Source organism: Streptomyces argenteolus (assembly GCF_042902585.1).
Lineage (GTDB): Bacteria > Actinomycetota > Actinomycetes > Streptomycetales > Streptomycetaceae > Streptomyces > Streptomyces argenteolus.
This window is the reverse complement of the sequence record NZ_JBIBEG010000003.1, coordinates 552,566-569,924: the sequence shown is the minus strand read 5'-3', so window position 1 is coordinate 569,924 and position 17,359 is coordinate 552,566. Positions and strand designations below refer to the sequence as shown.

The 17,359-nt window shown below is 71.8% G+C and carries 19 protein-coding genes; 10 read left to right on the top strand and 9 right to left on the bottom strand.

The features are described 5' to 3' along the window. Positions 1–173: 173 nt before the first annotated feature. The 3 genes from ACFY8O_RS15155 to ACFY8O_RS15145 all read right to left on the bottom strand — a co-directional run bounded on the left by ACFY8O_RS15155 (position 174) and on the right by ACFY8O_RS15145 (position 2,886). Positions 174–1,055, bottom strand: coding sequence for a DUF2510 domain-containing protein (locus tag ACFY8O_RS15155; protein WP_387902546.1), 882 nt, complete (start codon positions 1,053–1,055; stop codon positions 174–176). A 203-nt stretch (positions 1,056–1,258) separates the two neighbouring features. After that, entirely contained in the window at positions 1,259–1,930 is a 672-nt protein-coding gene (locus ACFY8O_RS15150) for a response regulator (protein WP_387902189.1), read from the bottom strand. Between the two features lie 2 nt (positions 1,931–1,932). Then, the gene (locus tag ACFY8O_RS15145) at positions 1,933–2,886 is read right to left on the bottom strand and encodes a HAMP domain-containing sensor histidine kinase (RefSeq protein ID WP_387902187.1); all 954 of its coding nucleotides are present in this window, start codon (positions 2,884–2,886) and stop codon (positions 1,933–1,935) included. 217 nt (positions 2,887–3,103) lie between these two features. On the opposite strand from ACFY8O_RS15145, the gene ACFY8O_RS15140 reads away from it, so the two are divergent. Together ACFY8O_RS15140 and ACFY8O_RS15135 are read left to right on the top strand one after the other, a co-directional pair. Next, a complete protein-coding gene (locus ACFY8O_RS15140; RefSeq protein WP_387902185.1) occupies positions 3,104–3,409 on the top strand; it encodes a hypothetical protein in 306 nt (101 codons plus the stop codon). Between the two features lie 81 nt (positions 3,410–3,490). After that, positions 3,491–4,270 (top strand): FadR/GntR family transcriptional regulator, encoded by a 780-nt coding sequence (locus ACFY8O_RS15135; RefSeq protein WP_387902183.1) that lies wholly within the window; start codon positions 3,491–3,493, stop codon positions 4,268–4,270. Positions 4,271–4,419: 149 nt separating this feature from the next. Here ACFY8O_RS15135 and ACFY8O_RS15130 read toward each other — a convergent pair whose 3' ends face one another. Beyond that, positions 4,420–5,433, bottom strand: coding sequence for a DMT family transporter (locus ACFY8O_RS15130; RefSeq protein ID WP_387902181.1), 1,014 nt, complete (start codon positions 5,431–5,433; stop codon positions 4,420–4,422). Positions 5,434–5,571: 138 nt separating this feature from the next. On the opposite strand from ACFY8O_RS15130, the gene ACFY8O_RS15125 reads away from it, so the two are divergent. The 6 genes from ACFY8O_RS15125 to ACFY8O_RS15100 all read left to right on the top strand — a co-directional run bounded on the left by ACFY8O_RS15125 (position 5,572) and on the right by ACFY8O_RS15100 (position 10,740). After that, positions 5,572–6,024, top strand: a complete 453-nt coding sequence (locus ACFY8O_RS15125; protein WP_145805708.1) for an Lrp/AsnC family transcriptional regulator — start codon at positions 5,572–5,574, stop codon at positions 6,022–6,024. Positions 6,025–6,157: 133 nt separating this feature from the next. Then, the gene (locus ACFY8O_RS15120; protein ID WP_387902178.1) at positions 6,158–6,766 is read left to right on the top strand and encodes a TetR/AcrR family transcriptional regulator; all 609 of its coding nucleotides are present in this window, start codon (positions 6,158–6,160) and stop codon (positions 6,764–6,766) included. Further along, a complete protein-coding gene (locus tag ACFY8O_RS15115; RefSeq protein ID WP_387902176.1) occupies positions 6,763–7,761 on the top strand; it encodes a DMT family transporter in 999 nt (332 codons plus the stop codon). The genes ACFY8O_RS15120 and ACFY8O_RS15115 overlap by 4 nt, the downstream gene beginning before the upstream one ends. Before the next feature lie 35 nt (positions 7,762–7,796). Beyond that, the gene (locus ACFY8O_RS15110) at positions 7,797–8,564 is read left to right on the top strand and encodes a (Fe-S)-binding protein (protein ID WP_145805704.1); all 768 of its coding nucleotides are present in this window, start codon (positions 7,797–7,799) and stop codon (positions 8,562–8,564) included. Beyond that, the gene (locus ACFY8O_RS15105) at positions 8,561–10,105 is read left to right on the top strand and encodes a LutB/LldF family L-lactate oxidation iron-sulfur protein (protein ID WP_387902173.1); all 1,545 of its coding nucleotides are present in this window, start codon (positions 8,561–8,563) and stop codon (positions 10,103–10,105) included. Before ACFY8O_RS15110 ends, ACFY8O_RS15105 begins: the two co-directional genes overlap by 4 nt. Beyond that, on the top strand, positions 10,102–10,740 hold the full coding sequence (locus ACFY8O_RS15100) for a LutC/YkgG family protein (protein WP_387902171.1): 639 nt from the start codon (positions 10,102–10,104) through the stop codon (positions 10,738–10,740). Before ACFY8O_RS15105 ends, ACFY8O_RS15100 begins: the two co-directional genes overlap by 4 nt. Positions 10,741–10,851: 111 nt before the next feature. Here the strand turns inward: ACFY8O_RS15100 and ACFY8O_RS15095 are convergent, their stop codons facing one another. Next, positions 10,852–11,517, bottom strand: a complete 666-nt coding sequence (locus tag ACFY8O_RS15095; protein WP_387902544.1) for a fascin domain-containing protein — start codon at positions 11,515–11,517, stop codon at positions 10,852–10,854. A 651-nt stretch (positions 11,518–12,168) separates the two neighbouring features. Between ACFY8O_RS15095 and ACFY8O_RS15090 the strand changes: the two genes are divergently transcribed. Together ACFY8O_RS15090 and ACFY8O_RS15085 are read left to right on the top strand one after the other, a co-directional pair. Beyond that, positions 12,169–12,333: a hypothetical protein gene (locus ACFY8O_RS15090; protein WP_387902168.1), complete on the top strand. Its 165-nt coding sequence runs from the start codon at positions 12,169–12,171 to the stop codon at positions 12,331–12,333. Beyond that, positions 12,330–12,455, top strand: a complete 126-nt coding sequence (locus ACFY8O_RS15085; RefSeq protein ID WP_387902165.1) for a hypothetical protein — start codon at positions 12,330–12,332, stop codon at positions 12,453–12,455. Before ACFY8O_RS15090 ends, ACFY8O_RS15085 begins: the two co-directional genes overlap by 4 nt. 33 nt (positions 12,456–12,488) lie before the next feature. On the opposite strand, the gene ACFY8O_RS15080 is transcribed toward ACFY8O_RS15085, so the two are convergent. From ACFY8O_RS15080 to ACFY8O_RS15065, 4 genes are read right to left on the bottom strand one after another with little or no spacing between them, the layout of a single operon-like run. Then, positions 12,489–14,381: a DUF2264 domain-containing protein gene (locus tag ACFY8O_RS15080; protein WP_387902163.1), complete on the bottom strand. Its 1,893-nt coding sequence runs from the start codon at positions 14,379–14,381 to the stop codon at positions 12,489–12,491. Continuing rightward, positions 14,378–15,406, bottom strand: a complete 1,029-nt coding sequence (locus ACFY8O_RS15075; RefSeq protein WP_387902161.1) for a hydroxyacid dehydrogenase — start codon at positions 15,404–15,406, stop codon at positions 14,378–14,380. Before ACFY8O_RS15075 ends, ACFY8O_RS15080 begins: the two co-directional genes overlap by 4 nt. A 37-nt stretch (positions 15,407–15,443) precedes the next feature. After that, positions 15,444–16,319, bottom strand: a complete 876-nt coding sequence (locus ACFY8O_RS15070; protein ID WP_145805692.1) for a carbohydrate ABC transporter permease — start codon at positions 16,317–16,319, stop codon at positions 15,444–15,446. Further along, positions 16,316–17,317: a carbohydrate ABC transporter permease gene (locus ACFY8O_RS15065; RefSeq protein WP_387902157.1), complete on the bottom strand. Its 1,002-nt coding sequence runs from the start codon at positions 17,315–17,317 to the stop codon at positions 16,316–16,318. Before ACFY8O_RS15065 ends, ACFY8O_RS15070 begins: the two co-directional genes overlap by 4 nt. Positions 17,318–17,359 lie beyond the last annotated feature (42 nt).

Below are 17,359 nucleotides of genomic sequence, written 5' to 3'. Positions count from 1 at the left end.
GCCGGTGGAGCCGGGACCGGACTACCCGGCGCAGCGCGGGTGCTCGTTGCCGGCTCCGTGGTGGGCCCGAGGATTCGGCGAGCCCGTGCGGGTCCGTGACCCGGACGCGAGCCGGGCAGGTGCGTGGAACAGCTCCACGCCCCTGCCCGGAGCAGCGGCCGTGCGGGGTCGCCTCAGGTGGTCCGGCCCGAGCCGGCCGACGCGGCCTTCTTGATGCCCTCGGTGATGTCGTCCAGCACGGACAGCTTCGGCGCCTTGTCGTGGACGTCGAAGCCGGAGCGGACGACGACCAGCATGTCCGCGGAGCGGGGGGAGGGGAAGGCGAGCGACTCGACGTAGCCGTCGTCGCCGTTCTTCGTCACCACCTTCCAGCGCACCCGGTAGCCCTTCTGGCCCGCCACGGTGACCGCCTCGGACTTGAGCTCCTCGTGCGAGGTGATCCCGCCGTAGACCTTCTCCCCGTACGACTCCTCGGCGTTGGCCTCGATGTCGGCCTCGGCCGCGGCCTTCGCCGTGGTCGCCTCGACCTTCAGGGCCTGCGCCGGCGCGGAGAACACCCCGCCGCGCACACACGTCTGGCTCTCGTCGCCCGGGCAGGCGTACTCACCGGTCGTCAGACCGGCGCCGATGGGGCCGGACTGGCCGGTCCACCCGTCGGGGACGGGAATGCTGATCCCGCTGGCCGCATCGGTGGCGTAACCGTCCTCGGACGGCATCTGCTGTCCGGGGCCCTGGCCGCCGCCGTCCTCCTCGTCGCCCTGTCCGCCGCCCGGTCCGCGAGGGCTGGCGGAAGCCCCGGGAGGGCCTGCGGGGGCGTCCGCGGCGCTGCCGCCACGGTCGTCGGAGCGGTCGCCCAGCATGTACGCGCCGCCACCGACGGCGGCGAGCAGCACCACACCGGCGGCGATGCCGGCGCCTATGCGTATGCGGCGGCGCCTGACCGTCGCGGGCGACGGCCGCAGCTGGTCGGTCCAGCGGCTCCCGTCCCACCAGCGTTCCTGGACGGGGCCGATTCCTGAGTGCCCGGGGTCTGGATGCCAGCCGGGCGGGGTCATCTGCGTCACGAGAGCACCGTAGGCGCACTGGCTGAGAAACGTATGAAACGCACAGCGTGGCCGTAGTCACGTCCCAGGTGTACGTGCGCACCTCGCCGGACGGCGGACAAGTCCGGGCGGAGCCTGACCAGTTCGTCACTCGCCCGGAAACCGCATGTGTCGCGCCGGACGACGAGGGCGTGCGGTACGGCGGCCGAGCGGGCCTACGGCTCGATCAGCCCGGCCCTGATCGCGTACCGCGTGAGCTCCAGACGGTCGCGGAGGCCCAGCTTCTGCAGCAGATTGGCCCGGTGCCGCTCCACCGTCTTGACGCTGATCACGAGCAGGCTCGCGATCTCCTTCGAGGAGTGGCCCTCGGCGACCAGCTTGAGGATCTCCTCCTCCCGCTCGGTGATGGCCCGGTCCGGTACGTCGCCGCCTTCCCTGACCCGGTCCAGGTAGTTCCGGATGAGAGCGGTGACCGCGCCCGGGTAGAGGAACGGCTCGTCGCGCATGGCCGCCCGGCACGCCTCGACGAGGTCCCGGTCGGCCACGGACTTCAGCACGAAGCCCGAGGCGCCGGCCTTCAGCGCCTCGAAGAAGTACTGCTCGTTGTCGTACATGGTGAGCATCAGAATGCGAAGCCCCGGCATGACCCGGGACAGCTCCCGGGCCGCCTGAAGCCCTGTCAGGCGTGGCATGGCGATGTCGAGGACGGCGAGGTCCGGCTGTTCCGCCCGGGCCATCTCGATCGCCTCCGCCCCGTCGCCCGCCTCGGCGACGACCTGGAGGTCGGGTTCGCCGTCCAGGATCAGCCGCACGCCCCTGCGGACCAGTGCGTGATCGTCGGCGAGCAGGATGCGGGTTTTCGGGGAGCGGGCGGGGGAGTGGGCCATGGTCAGGCACTTCCGTTCCGTACGGGTACGTCGAGGCGGACGTCCGTCCCGCCCGTCGGGGCGGTGCCGACGGTGAGCGTGGCGCCGATGAGCAGGGCGCGCTCGCGCATGCCGCGCAGCCCCGCACCCTCGGGAGCGTCCCCGACGCCCCGTCCGTCGTCATGGACACGGAGCTCGACGCCGTGGCGGCTGCGGCGCAGGGAGAGTTCGAGCAGACCGGCCCGGGCGTGGCGGACTGTGTTCGTGAACGCCTCCTGGGCGATGCGGTAGACCACCAGCTCCGCCTCCTCGCCGAGGGGCGGCAGATCCTTCTCCAGCCGCCTCCTCACCGTCAGCCCTCTCGGCGTCGGCGTCTCGGTCGTCAGCGCCGTCAGGGCGCTGACCAGGCCCAGCTCCTCCAGCACCCCGGGGCGCAGCCGGCGGGCGATGCGGCGGATCTCGTCCAGGCTGCCCCGGGTGATCTCCTGGACCTGGGCGAGTTCCTCGCGCAGCGGGTCCGGGGCGTGGTTGGTGACCCGCTTCAGTTCGAGCAGGACCGCGGTCAGGGTCTGGCCCACCTCGTCGTGCAGCTCCTGCGCGACCCGCCGTCGCTCGGACTCCTGGGCCCACAGAGCCCGTGCGCTGCTGGTCGCACGCTCCGCCTCCAGGCGGTCCAGCATGCTGTTGAACGTCTCGATCAGGGCCGCCACCTCCCCCTGCCCCGCGACCTCGGGCCGGGGCCCCGGGCTCAGCAGGTCGATGGTCGTCATCGCCCGGCTGACCCGTTGCAGCGGGGCGAGGCCCAGCCGCAGGAGCAGCGCGTTCGCGCCGAGCATCAACGCCATCCCGACGGCCAGGATCAGGGCCTCGGTCAGCACCACCGGCGCGGACACGGTGAGAGGGCCGAGCAACAGCAGGGCGCCGGCCGCCACCAGGACAGCGGCGTTGAGCAGGAAGATGCGCCAGAACAGGGACAAGACCGCACGGCCTCCTTCGGACGGTCACCCGCCCGGGCGGGGCGACTGCCTCCACTATCGCCGGTCGGGCGGACCACGGAGTCCCGCCCGGTCCGTGCGGCCGTGTCTGCATGGCCGGCCCCCTCGAAGATGGGTGTCATCCCCGATGGTCACCGGCCCCCGCCGGCGTCGACGATGGAGTCCGGCCCAACGGGTTCCGATCCGGGAGGGAGTCACCATGCCCGACTACGACCAGCGGCCGAGCGGCATCGAGTACCGGCCCGTGCACGACGGCGACGCACGGGACGGCGGCGGTTACGCGGGCGGCGCGTCCGGCGGCGCTCCGCGAGGCGGGGCCCGGCGCGATCCGCGCCCCCGCCAGGTGTGGCCGTGGCTCGCGGCAGGGATCGTCGCCCTGGTGGCCGGCATCGTGATCGGGCACGGTCTGCTCATCGCCGCAGGTCTGGTGGTGGCCGGGATGGCGGGCCAGCTCCTCGAACCACGACGGTCAGCGCACCGGAGCCGGGTGCCGCGCCCCCGCTGAGCCTGCCCGGGATTTGGTCCGACCACAGCCCTTGTGTGACATAGTCGGTCCATGCGTATCGCCCGGACCAGGGAGTAGCGGATGCCCGTCGAGTGGCAACCCGTACGGCAGTCCCGCACTCATGAGCTGGTGCTCCAGAGCATCGAGGAGCAGGTCTTCGCCGGCGAACTCAAGGCGGGCGACCGTCTCCCGCCGGAGCGGGAGCTCGCACCGGTGCTCGGCGTCAGCCGGTCCGCGCTGCGTGAGGCTCTCCGGGTGCTGGAGACCATCGGCGTCCTGGTGGCCCAGCCCGGCCGTGGCCCGGACTCCGGCGCGCGGATCGTGCGCAACCCGGACGACGCGCTCGGCCGGCTGCTGCGCCTGCACTTCGCCCTCGGCAGTTACAGCCTCCACGACGTACTGGAGGCGCGTGTCGTCCTGGAGCGGTCGAGCTGGGAGGCCGCAGCCCGGCACGCCTCTCCGGAGGACCTCGACGCGGCGGGGCAGCTCGTCCGGCGGATGGGGGAAGCGTCCGTGGGCGTGGCGGAGTTCAACGACCTCGACACCCGCTTCCATGTGCTGATCGCGGGCAGCTCGGGCAACGCGCTGACCTCCACGCTCACGTCCGCGGTGCGTGAGTCCGTCCGGCCGCTGATCCTGCGGGCCCTGGAGGAGACGGGCGACTGGCCGGCGACGGCGACCGCGCTCAACGCCCAGCACGCGCGACTGCTCGAACTGGTCCGTGAGGGGCGGGGCGGCGAGGCCGCCGACCTGGTCGAGGAACACATCCGTGGCCTGCACGGCACTCTGGTCGACGACAGCGACGACAGCGGCGGTGGCCACGACAACCACGACAGCCGCGACGCCGACGACGGCTCCTGAGGCCCGCGCCCCGTACGTCGCGTCGCGTGAGGCCGCGCTCCTCATGAGGCCGCCGCGTGCCTCGTAGCCCCGTCCTCCGGTGGTTCGCGGCTCCCGGCCCGGGCCCGTCCTCCCGGCTCCCGCGCTGCCCCGATCCGGGCTCGCGGTCGTCAGCCGGCCCCGTGCACGCCGTGGGCGGTCTGGGCGCCGGCTTCTGGGACCTGCGGCGACGGTGCGGAACCCACCCCTGCCGGTGGGTGCGCCGACCGGGCGGGGGCGGCCTCCTCACCCGTGGCCTCGCGCCCCCGCTCGATCATGCCCAGCGCCACCCCGGCGATGATGATGATCCCGCCCGCTGCCTGCGCCGGCCGGATCGACTCCCCGTTGATCACGACGGCGCCGAGGACACCGAACACCGGGACCAGGTTGAGGATGTTCACGGCGACGCTCGACGCCATCCTGCGCAGCCCGTAGTTGTAGAGCAGGAAGCCGCCGACCGAGCACGCCACCGCCAGATGGACGAGCAGTGCCGAGGTGGTCGCGTCCGGCATCCGCCAGTCGCCCGCCTCCAGCAGCGACGCGACCAGGAAGCCCGCCGCGCCCGCCAGGGTCTGGTGATAGGTGACGCCCACCGCGTCCTGGCCCGCGCTCGCCCGCTTGCCGAGTACGTTGTAGCCGGCCCACGCCACCCCGCCGAGCAGCAGCAGGATGTCGCCGAGCCAGCGTGAACTCCCGCCGACCTGCGCTCCGTTGCGTACGACGAGAAAGGCGCCGACGGCTGCCAGCAGCACCCCCGCCACACGCGTCAGCGGCAGCCGTGTGCGGAAGACGACCAGTTCCAGCAGCATCGTCATCAGCGGGTACGTGGCCACGATCAGCGAGGCGTCGGAAGCGGTGGACAGATCGACGCCGACGTTCTCCAGGACGAAGTAGACGGTGATGCCGAGGAAGCCGCTCAGATACAGCTGCCGCCGCTGCCGTGCGTCCGGCCGGGCAGGCCGCTGCCGCCGCATCCGCACCATCACACCCAGGATCAGCGCCGCGAGAGTGAACCTGATGGCGCCGATGCCGAGCGGGCCGACATCCTCCAGCACCTGCTTCGTCACGGCGTACGAACTGCTCCAGAACAGCGCGGCGGCCACGACAGCGCAGATCGCCCCCGCGCCGGGGCCTCGTTCTCCCATGGGAAGCCGTCCTCTCCCTCGCCGATTCCTCGCCGAGGCCAAATAAAGGTCAGTGAAATCGCGAGGAGGCTAGCAACAGCGACGGGTAAGGCGCTTAGAATCCGAATTAGCTTCGACATCGATGAGGGCGGTACGAGTATGGACGAACTAGATTCGGCATTGGTGCGGATGTTGCAGGAGGATGGTCGGCGCACGAACAGGGACATGGCCCAGGTGCTCGGTATCGCCCCCTCCACGTGCCTTGAGCGGATCAGGTCGCTGCGCCAGCGCGGCATCCTGACGGGCTTCCACGCGGAGGCCGACCTCGCGGCCATCGGCCGTGGGCTCCAGGCCATGATCGCCGTACGGGTCCGACCGCCCACGCGTGCGGTGATCGAGGCCTTCCAGGCGTTCCTCGTGCGGATGCCCGAGGTGATCTCGGTCTTCGTCCTCACGGGGACGGATGACTTCCTCGTGCACGTCGCCGTCCGGGACACGGACCATCTGCACGCGGTGGTCCTGGACAAGCTGACGAAGCGACCCGAACTGGCCGACGTGCGGACGTCGGTGATCTACAACCACATGCACAAGAAGGTCGTCGGGCCCATGTGAGACAGGGGCCAGGAGCGCCTGCCGGCAGGCCGACGGCCCGGGGGAGGGCCGCCCGGCGTCACGGCCGGCGGCCGGCCCGACCACCGCCTCCTTGCTAGGTAGACTGACCTACCTAATAGCGAGAGGGAACGTGATGAGTGAGGCCTCCACCCCGGCAGCGCACCCCGCGAACAGAAGGGGAACCGCGCGCACACGGCTGCTCGCCGCCGCGGCGAAACGCTTCTACGCGGACGGGGTCTCGGCGACCGGGATCGACGCCATCACCGCCGAGGCGGGCGTGGCGAAGATGAGCCTCTACAACAACTTCGCCTCCAAGGCGGACCTGGTGATGGCCTACCTCGACGCCCGGCACGAGGAATGGCTGGACCTGTACCGCCGCCGGCTGGCCGCGGTGAGCGACGCCCGCAGCGGCGTGCTGGCCGTCTTCGACGCGTACGCCGATCACGCGGACCTCGCGTACGAACACGGCTTCCGTGGATGCGGCCTCCTGAACGCGGCGGCCGAACTCCCCGCCGGTCACGAGGGGCGGGAGGTGGTGCGCCGCCACAAGGAGGATGTCGAGTCCCTGCTCGCCGGGCACCTCGGTGCACTCCTGCCCGACCGGCCCGAGGAGGTCCGCACCGTGGCGGAGCACCTGGCGTTCCTGCTGGAGGGAGCCATGGCGCGGGCCGGCCTGGAGGGCGGCGGCACGCGTCTGCGGCATGCGCGGACCCTGGCGGCCGGCCTGCTGGACCGTCTGTGACGCGGCCGGCCGGGCGCGCGGCGCGACCGGTGGGGCTGGGTTCGCTGTGCATACTCCTCGCCTCGGTGCTGTGGGGAACCACCGGCACCGCGGCGACCTTCGCCCCGGGAGTGGGTCCTCTGGCCATCGGTGCGGCAGCCATGGGCGTGGGCGGGCTGCTCCAGGCGCTGGTGGCCGCCCGCCGGGTGGCGGTGGAACGCGCCGGGCTGCGCGCACAGCGCGGCGTGGTGCTGCTCGGCGCGCTGGCGGTGGGTGCCTACCCTCCGGCGTTCTACTCCTCCATGCACCTGGCGGGTGTGGCCGTCGGGACCGTCGTGTCGATCGGGTCCGCCCCGCTCGCGTCGGCGTTGATCGAGCGTGCCGTCGACGGCCGGCGCCTGACGCGGCGGTGGACGGCCGGTGCCTCGCTGGGACTGGCCGGAACGGCGCTGCTCTGCGCCGCCGGAGCGGCCGACGCGCACTCCGGCGAAGGGGCCCGCTCCGTGGGGGCGACCGTGCTCGGGGTGGGGCTCGGCCTGGTCGCGGGTCTCACGTATGCCGTCTACTCCTGGGCCGCCCACCGCCTGATCAGCAGGGGTGTCGCCTCGGGGGCGGCGATGGGCACCGTCTTCGGCCTGGGTGCGCTGCTCCTGCTGCCGGTGCTGCTGGTGACCGGCGGGCCGCTCCTCCACTCCTGGTCCAATGCCGCCGTCGGTGTCTACATGGCCCTGGTGCCGATGTTCGCCGGCTACGTCCTCTTCGGCTGGGGGCTGGCGCACGTGCCGGCGAGCACGGCGACCACGCTCTCGCTGCTGGAGCCCGCCGTCGCGGCCGTGCTCGCCGTGCTGGTCGTCGGTGAACGCCTGCCCCTCCTCGGCTGGGCCGGCACGCTCCTGATCGTCGGATGCCTCGCCGTGCTGACCGTTCCGGTCCGCCGGACGCGGAGGGTCCGGAACGTGAGCGCCACGTCGGAAAGCGGCGCAGGCTCCCTGCTTCCCCATGCGGACCGAGGCTAGTATGGTCGGACCATAAATCAACCCGGGGAGGTCCCATGCGCATCGGACTCTTCGCCACCTGTCTGGGAGACACGCTCTTCCCGGAGGCGGTGAAATCCACGGCGGTCCTGCTCGCCCGCCTGGGCCACGACGTGGTGTTCCCACCGGGCCAGACCTGCTGCGGGCAGATGCACGTCAACACCGGCTACCAGCGCGAACCCGTCCCGCTGGTACGGAACTTCGCCGAGCAGTTCGGCGACTCCTCGATCGACGCGGTCGTCATGCCGTCCGGATCCTGCGCGGGCTCCGTCCGCCACCAGCACGAGATCGTCGCCGCGCGGTACGGGGACGCCTCGCTGCGCGCCGGTGTCGCCACGGTCAAGGCCAAGACGTACGAGCTCTCGGAACTCCTCGTCGACGTCCTGGGCGTCACCCAGGTCGGTGCCTACTTCCCGCACCGCGTCACCTACCACCCCACCTGCCACTCCCTGCGCATGCTCCGGGTCGGCGACAAACCGCTGGAACTGCTGCGGGCCGTCGAGGGCATCGACCTCGTCGAACTCCCCGAGGCCGACTCCTGCTGCGGCTTCGGAGGCACCTTCGCCGTCAAGAACGCCGAGACGTCCACCGCGATGCTCCAGGACAAGATGCGCAACATCGCCGACACCGAGGCCGAGGTGTGCACCGCGGGGGACTCCTCCTGCCTGATGCACATCGGAGGCGGGCTCTCCCGCATCAGGTCCGGTACGCGCACGCTGCACCTCGCCCAGATCCTCGGATCCACCCGTACCGCGCCGTACGCCCCGATGGAGGCCGCCCGATGAGCACGTTTCTCGGCATGCCCGCAGCCCCGCCCCGCTCCCCGTACGGCACGGGAAACCTGCGCGGCGACCGGAGGTTCCCGGAGGCGGCCCACGACGAACTCCGTAACGGGCAGCTGCGCCGCAACCTCGGCAGGGCCACCCGCACCATCCGCACCAAGCGCCTCAACGTCACCGGCGAACTCCCTGACTGGGAACAGCTGCGCGACGCGGGGTCGGCGATCAAGACCGACACCATGAACCGGCTGCCCGAACTCCTGGAGCAGCTGGAGCGGAAGGTCACCGAGCGCGGCGGCACCGTCCACTGGGCCCGCGACGGCGTGGAGGCCAACGAGATCGTCACCCGGCTGATCAGGGCGACCGGCAGCCGTGACGTCATCAAGGTGAAGTCGATGGCCACCCAGGAGATCGGCCTCAACGAGCACCTCGAAGCGGTCGGCATCACGCCGTACGAGACCGACCTCGCCGAGCTCATCGTGCAGCTCGCCGACGACAAGCCCTCGCACATCCTGGTGCCCGCCATCCACCGCAACCGCGACGAGATCCGGCAGATCTTCCTCGACGAGATCCCCGGCATCGACCCGGACCTCGACAACGTGCCCGCGCACCTGGCCGCCGCCGCCCGTGCCTATCTGCGCGAGAAGTTCATGACGACCAAGGTGGCGGTCTCCGGCGCCAACTTCGGCATCGCCGAGACCGGCACCCTCGCCGTCGTCGAGTCGGAGGGCAACGGCCGCATGTGCCTGACGCTGCCCGACACCCTCATCACCGTCATGGGCATCGAGAAGGTCCTGCCGCGCTTCCAGGACCTGGAGGTCTTCCTCCAACTCCTGCCCCGCTCCTCGACCGGCGAGCGGATGAACCCGTACACCTCGATGTGGACGGGCGTCACCCCGGGAGACGGGCCCCAGGACTTCCACCTGGTCCTCCTCGACAACGGGCGCACCGCCGCCCTCGCCGACACGATCGGCCGCGAGGCGCTCAACTGCATCCGCTGCTCGGCCTGCCTCAACGTCTGCCCGGTGTACGAAAGGGCCGGGGGACACGCGTACGGATCGACGTACCCCGGGCCGATCGGGGCGGTGCTCACGCCGCAGCTCGCCGGGATGCACGCGGCGAAGAACGACCCCAACAGCTCCCTGCCGTACGCCTCCAGCCTCTGTGGCGCGTGCTTCGACGCCTGCCCGGTCAAGATCGACATTCCCTCGATGCTGGTCGAGCTGCGCCACCAGCACACCGAACAGGCCGGGACCACGGCGGAGAAGCTGGCCATGAAGGCGGCGGCCTCGGTGATGAAGAAACCAGGGCTCTTCACCGCCGCGCAGAAGGCCGCCTCCCTCGGCTGGGTCGTCGGCGGACGCGACGGCACGATCTCGCATCTGCCGGCCCCCCTCAGCGGCTGGAGCGACAGCCGGGACACCGCCGCACCGCCCAAGCAGTCCTTCCGCTCCTGGCTGGCGTCGGCCGAGGGCGCGGAGACCATGCGGGCGGCGGCCGACGAAGGCGCGCGCCGTACGGCCGAGGCCCCCGAGGAGGACCGGTGACCACCCCCACCGCACGCGACACCGTGCTCGGCCGGATCAGGGACGCCCTGGCCCTCGCGCCCACCCCCGGCACCGAGATCCCCCGCGCCTACCGCACCGGCCGCACTCTCCCGGACGGCGAACGCCTCACGCTCCTGACCGACCGCCTCGTCGACTACAAGGCACTGGTCCACCCCTGCACGGCGGACCGCACCGCCGACGTGGTCGCCGAGGTGCTGCGCGGGCACGGCGCACGGCGGATCGGAGTGCCCGCCGGGCTGGACGAACAGTGGCTCGTGTCCTACGACGGCGAGGTCCAGCGGGACTCGGCGGACATCCCCGCGCCCAGCCTCGACGCCCTGGACGGTGTCGTGACCGCCTCCGCCGTCAGCTGCGCCGAGACCGGCACGATCTTCCTGGACGGATCGCCGGACCAGGGGCGGCGCGCCCTGTCCCTCGTGCCCGACCTGCACGTCTGTGTCGTGGACCTGTCCTCGGTCGTGGCCGGGGTTCCCGAGGCGGTCGCCCGGCTGGTCCCGGAGAGGCCCACCACCCTGGTCAGCGGACCGTCGGCCACCTCCGACATCGAACTGGAGCGGGTCGAGGGCGTCCACGGTCCTCGCACCCTCGCGGTGGTGATCCGCACGGACGTCTGAGCGGCACCAGTCGGCCCAGGCCGCCGCTGCGGACGAGGCCGAGGCCCGGGCAGCTCCTCGCCGCGCGGGCCCCGGTGCCCGAGCATCGCGGGCACCGGGGCGGGGGCGCGGTCAGGCGCCGATGCCGTAGAGGCTGAACTCCTCCCAGGAACCGGTGATCGCGGTCGAACGGGCGCGCAGGGCGTACTGGAGCGAACCGGTGTAGCTGTTCTCCATGGCGACGAACAGGCCGTTCAGCGTGGACTGGAGGGCGTAGCGGTCCAGCTCCTCGTTGTAGAACAGGTAGAAGCGCTCCCAGCCGCCGACACTCGCGGAGCGGGCCCGCAGCACGTTCTGGGCGCTGCCGGTGTAGTTCTTCTCCACGGCGACGTACCGGTCGTTCGCCAGGGACTTCAGCGCGTAGGTCGCGGAAGGCTCGTCCCACTCGAACGCGAAGCCCTCCCAGCCGCCGCCGACCTCGGCGGAGCGGGCGCGCAGGACGCCGGTGTTCGGGGCCGGGTAGGTGGCCTCGGTGGCGACGAACTTCTCGTTACGGGCCGACCGCAGGGCGAGGAGCTCGGGCTCGGCGGCCGTCGCGGAGGTGGTGCGGCCGGCTGCGAGCGGAGCCTGCGACGCGCCCGCCGCGTAGGCGAGGCGCTCCAGCGCGGCGCCGTCCACCGCCGCCCAGCCGCTGGGGACGGGGGCCGGGCCGTCGGTCCGCGGTGCGGATCCGGCCATCGGTGCGGCCAGTACGGAGGCCGTCAGAAGGGCGCTCAGGGACAGGAATACGGACGTGATGCGTCGCACGGTTTTCCTTACTCGTCGTCAAGAGAATTCCGGCTGCGGGAAAGCACTGCGAAGGAGTTCTCGCCTCGCCGAACGGTCCCAGGGACGAACGGCAACGGCCGGGGAGAGTGTTCACCCGTCGACCTGTTCCCCCCCCACGGCGAAGCCGCCCCCGTCCCCCGCACCCCCGAAAGCTGCGACCGACGCCTCCCCAGGCGTTTCGGCAGCTGCCACGCCACTGGGCGAAGCGGCCTCAGCGTAACCGCGCGACGTGCTGTTCGGAATTGAATTCGGGGGATTTCGGGGAGACGTGTGAAGTGTATTCCTGAATTACTGGTTCCGTAGTTCTCCATTAAGGCGGAGCGCGGAAAGTGTTTCCCCGGCGTTCGTTCGCGGGGGTGTGTGCGGGCCGGGCTGTGCTTCAGCCGTCGGCGAGGGCGCGTTCGTACGCCGCCGGCGTGTCGACGAACATCCGGCGCTGCTCGGCCGTCAGGGTCCGAGCGCCTCCCGCCAGGCCGTCGCCCCGTGCCCCAGCCACACCCGTGGATCGTGTCCCGGTGCGAGGGGGAGATGCTGACGATCTTCCGGCGCCGGTCCACGCTCATCGGCCCGTCGAGGAGCAGGTGGGCGAGCAGGTACAGGTGCCGAGGGGTCAGCGCGAGCGTGCGCAGCTCCTCCGGGACCGGGATCTTCCGGCCGGAACGGGCGCCGGGAAAGGGGCTCGCGGTGCACTGCCTCGCCTTCTGCGACTCCCTTCGTACGCACCACTCCGGCGAGGAGGGGGCGTTCACCGACTTCGAGAAGCAGTTCCCCCAGCTGGCCCCGTGATCGTGAGGCTCCGCGAGGAGCACCGCACCGTGGCGCGGGCCCTGCGCGACATCGAAGAGCTCCTCGCACGGCACCTCCTCCCGGCGCTCGCCGGTGACGGCGACGGGCCCCACGCCAGGTGAACGGCGCGCGGTGAGGGGCCGGCCGTCTCCGGGCTACAGGCCGTGGCCGACCTCCAGCGGCGCGAAGCCCACGTGGGTGGTCGAGCCGTCGTCCGCCCAACGCACCTCGATCCGATCCCCGTTCACGTCCACCGCGCTCACCGCCGCGGCGAGCGGGCCGGCTTCGGGCTCGCCGGTGAGTGCGGCCAGGGCCACCAGCACCTCGGTCCCCTCCACGTCCGCACCCAGCCGGGGCAGCACCGCCCACCGGGTGAACGCCGTGCCCTGCGGTGCCCGCACCTCCTCCTGCTCCGTCCAGCCGTGCAGCCCGTGCAGCGAGGAACGCACCGCGCCCCCGGGCTCCGTCGCCCAACCCGTCTGCTCGGCCCGCGCGTCGGCCGGGGCGCCCAGGATCCGGTGCACCCGCAGTTCGTACCGGCCCCGGACCACGGTCACGCTCTCCACCCGCAGACCCGGCCAGGTCGGCGCCCCCTCGGGGAAGACCGGGATGTGCCAGGAGGCGGCCCAGCCCCAGCCCTCGCCGTGCCCCGCCCCCAGCGGACGGATGCGGACCCTGCTGCTGCGGGAGCCCGCGACCCTGAGCGAGAGGTGGTTGTCCGCGGTGTTCGTGGACGCCGTCGGGCCGGTGGCCGTCGAATACGCCAGGCGCGCGTAGAGCGGGTCCGACACGTCGGCCGTCTCCGCCTCATGGGGCCGCACGTGGTCGCTGCCGTGGTTGTGCAGCCGTACGATGCCGTCCGCACGCGTCGACTGGACGAGCAGGCCCGGTGACCGCAGGGCCAGCACCCGGTCCGGGCCCTCGCTCGGCGCCGGTTCCTCGCGAGCGGTCCACAACGGGTGCTCCGGAGGGGCCAGCAGCGCGACGAAGGCCTTGGACGCCCAGTACGGCGAGGACGGGCCCGAGTACACCTGGAGCGTCGCGTCGTGCGGGCCGTGGTAACCGAGGCTCAGCAGACCGTCGTCACCGGCCGCACCATGCTCCAGGAAGTACCGCAGCGAACCGCTGATCAGCCGCCGCGAGACGCCCGGCGCCAGCGGGGTGTGCCCGGACGCCGCGCCCATCCCGATCGCTGCTCCCGCCGCGAACCGGTAGGTGAGGGAGCGTCCGACGTGCATCGGCGCACCGTCCGCGCCGAACATCAGCGAGAAGCTCTCCAGGTGTTCGCGCAGCCGGCCGCCGTAGAGCGCGGCCAGCTGTTCGTCACCCGACAGGAACGCGTCCAGCACCGGATACAGGTGCAGCGCCCAGCCGTTGTAGTGGTCGAAGGCCCGCCCGTCGCCGTCGGAGTACCAGCCCTCGCCCCGGTACCACCCCTCCATCAGGTCGAGCGCACGCTGCCGGGCCCTCGCCGTCTCGGCGTCACCCCGGCCCACCGACTCCAGGAAACCCGCGACGGAGAACGGGAAGAGGTACCAGTTGTTGGGCGCGGGGGAGTGCCGCAGCGCACCGCGCAGCCACTCCTCCGCCCGGTCCTGCGTGCGGGCGTCCAGCCCGTCCCACAGCCAGGGCCGGGTCAGCCTGAGCCCGATCGCCACCGAGGCGGACTCCACCATGGGCTGGCCGAAGACCGTGTGGTCCAGGATCAGCGGCCACGACTCGGCGTCGTCCCGCCCGGCCGTGCGGGTGCCCGCGGCGAGCCCGTCGGCATACCGCTCCAGCCAGTTGTGCGGATCCTCGCCGCCCGAGCCGGCGACGCGGAACGCCGCGGTGAGGAAGGTCCGGGCGTAGCCCTCCAGGCCGTCGGAGCGGACGCCGGAGCGGGACGGGCGCCCCGGAAGGTCGATCAGGGCACGGCCGGGGGTCGACCACTCCCAGGCCGAGCGGAGCAGTCCGTCGGCCACCGCTTCCCAGTGGTCCCGGGTCCAGCCGGTGAGGGGACTCGACTCGTGATCCGCCGGGGGGAGCCGGAAGGGGATGAGGGTCATGCGAGGAATGCCAGCCTTTCGCGTCGTACGGGATGGGCGAAACTGCCGCCCTCGGCCCAGCGGGCGACCTCGCCGACGGCCAGGTCGGCGAGTCGCCGCAGTTCGTTGCCCTGGGATCCGGCGAGGTGCGGGGTGATGGTCGCGTTGCGGCAGTCCCACAGCGGATGGTCCACCGGCAGCGGATCGGGATCGGTGACGTCGAGCACCGCCCGGATGTGCTCCGAGCGCAGTACGTCGGTGAGGGCGTCCTGGTCGACGACCGCCCCCCGGGAGGTGTTGACGAGAACGGCGTCGGGCCGCATGGAGGCGAGGAGCTCCCGGCTGACCAGGCCCGTCGTCGCCGGCAGCAGCGGTGTGTGCACGCTGACGACGTCGCTCCCGGCGAACAGGCCGGGCAGGGACACCAGTCCGGCCCCGAGCGCGTCGGCCTCGGCCTCCGTGACGTACGGGTCGTGGAGGAGCACCCGCAGGTCGTACGGGCGCAGCAGTTCGATCACCCGCCGTCCGATCAGGGAGGCGGACAGGATGCCCACCGTACGGCGGTAGTTGCCCACGTCGGGAGGGGTGGCCAGCCAGGCGTCGCGGTGACGCGTGGCGCGGAAGTCGCGGGCCCGCTCCAGGACGCGCTTGCCCGACAGCAGGATCATGGCGACGGTGTACTCGGCGACCGGGAGGGCGTTGGCCGCCGCCGCGGACGACACCTCGATGCCTCTCTCCCAGCAGGCCTCGGTGACATGACCCCGTACGGAGCCCGCCGTGTGCACGACGGCCCGCAGCGCGGGTGCGGCGGCCAGCACGCCCGCGTGGATCGGTGGGCACCCCCAGCCGGTGATCAGGATCTCCGTGTCCGCGAGCGCGGCGCGGGCCGCGGGCGTGGTGAAGTCGTCGATCGCCGGCAGGGGCGCGAGCGTGCACACCTCGGCCAGTGCCGACAGGGAGGCGGGGGAGAGCACCGCGGCGGCGGCGTCCGCTCCCATGGCGAGCGCGGCACGCGGCAGTCGGTGGGCGGGGGGAGTGCTGGGCATGGTTCTCCTGTGCGGTGGTCCGGGCGGGGCGGCACGGCTACTTGACGGCGCCCGCCGTCAGCCCGGACCGCCAGAAACGCTGGAGCAGGGCGAAGGCGAGGATCAGGGGCAGAACCGCGAGCAGCGAGCCCATGATGACGACGGGGTAGTACTCGGGTGATACGGACGCGGCGCTGTTCCATGAGTACAGACCGAGGCTCACCGGATAGAGGTCCTGGTCGGAGAGCATGACCATGGGCAGGAAGAAGTTGTTCCAGATGGCCGTGAGCTGGAAGAGGAAGACGGTGACCAGGCCGGGCCCCAGCATGCGCAGCGCGACCCGGAAGTAGGCCGCCAGTTCGCCCGCGCCGTCCATCCGCGCGGCCTCCAGCACCTCGTCGGGCACGTAGCCCTGGCTGAAGATGCGGCCCAGGTAGACGCCGAAGGGATTGAACAGGACGGGGATGAAGACCGCCCAGAAGGTGTTCACCAGTCCGGCACCCGACGCCATCAGGTACAGCGGCAGCGCGAGCACGGTCTGCGGCACCATCACGGCGGCCAGCACCAGGCCGAACAGCTTCTCCTTGTGCGCGAAGCGGTACTTGTCGAAGGCGTAGCCGCACGCGATGCTGATCAGCGCGCCGAGCGCCGCGCCCACGACCGCGTACAGCAGGCTGTTGCCGTACCACCGCCCGTAGAGCCCGCCGTCCATGGCGAACAGGTCCTTCATGTTCTGAACGAAGGAAAAGTCGGTCAGCGACAGGAAGCTGCTGCTGAACAGGGCGTCCCGGTCCTTGGCTGCCGCCAGGACCAGCCAGAGCACCGGCAGCAGGGTGTACAGCACCGAGACGAGGACCACGAGGTTGACCACGGAACGGCCGAGGAGCCGGGGCCGGAGGGGGGACGCGGTACGGGACACGGTCGACGCGCTCATCGGGCGTCCTCCTCGGTGGCGTCTGCACGGTTGGTCCAGCGGGTGACGCCGTAGGAGAGGGCGATCGTGCACAGGAGCAGGATGACCGAGGCGGCAGCCGCGAGACCGTAGTTGTTCCGGGTGAAGGCGGCGTCGTAGATGTACATGCTGGGTGAGAAGCGCGAGTTGATCATCGGGGTCGACTGGCTGAGCAGCATCGGCTCGGTGAAGAGCTGGAGGGCGAAGATGAGGGTGAACATCGCCACCATCACGATCGAGGAGCGCACCAGCGGGGTCTTGACCTGGAGGGCCGTGCGGACCGGACCGGCGCCGTCGACCACGGAGGCCTCGATCACCTCGCGGGGGACCGCCTGCAACGCGGCGTAGAACACCACCATGTTGTAGCCGAGGTTGCTCCACAGCGCGATGTTCACGATGGAGGGGAGCACCATGTGCACCCCGAGGAAGTCGACGGTGACGTCCGCCCTGCCGAGCAGGTCGATGACCGGGCTGATGCCGGGCGTGTAGAGGTACAGCCAGATCAGGGCCGCGATGATGCCCGGCACGGCGTGCGGCAGGAACAGCGCGAGCTGGACGGTGCCCCGCAGGCGGACGACGCCGGAGTCCAGCAGCAGGGCCAGCACGAGGGCACCGAGCACCATGAGCGGGATGTAGACCACGCAGTACAGGGCGACGACCCCGAGACCGCCGAGGAAGGTCGGGTCCGCGAGGACGGCGGCGTAGTTGCGGAGCCCGGCGAAGACCGTCCGTTCGGGGCCGAAACCGAGCCCGGGCTGGTCGTCGCTGAAGAAGCTCAGATACACGGCGGTGGCGACCGGGATCAGGAAGACGGTCACCAGAAGGGCGAAGAACGGCGTCATCAGGACGCCGCAGGCGCCCAGTTCACGCCGCCGGGCGGACCTGCGGCCCTTCGGTGCCGGCGCGGTGGCGGCCGGACGCTCCGGCGAAGGCCGCGCGGGGGCGTCCGCATGGACGGACACGGGGGTGGCGCTGGTCATGCTGTCACCTGCCTCTCTGCTGCTGGGAACGGAAGGGGACCG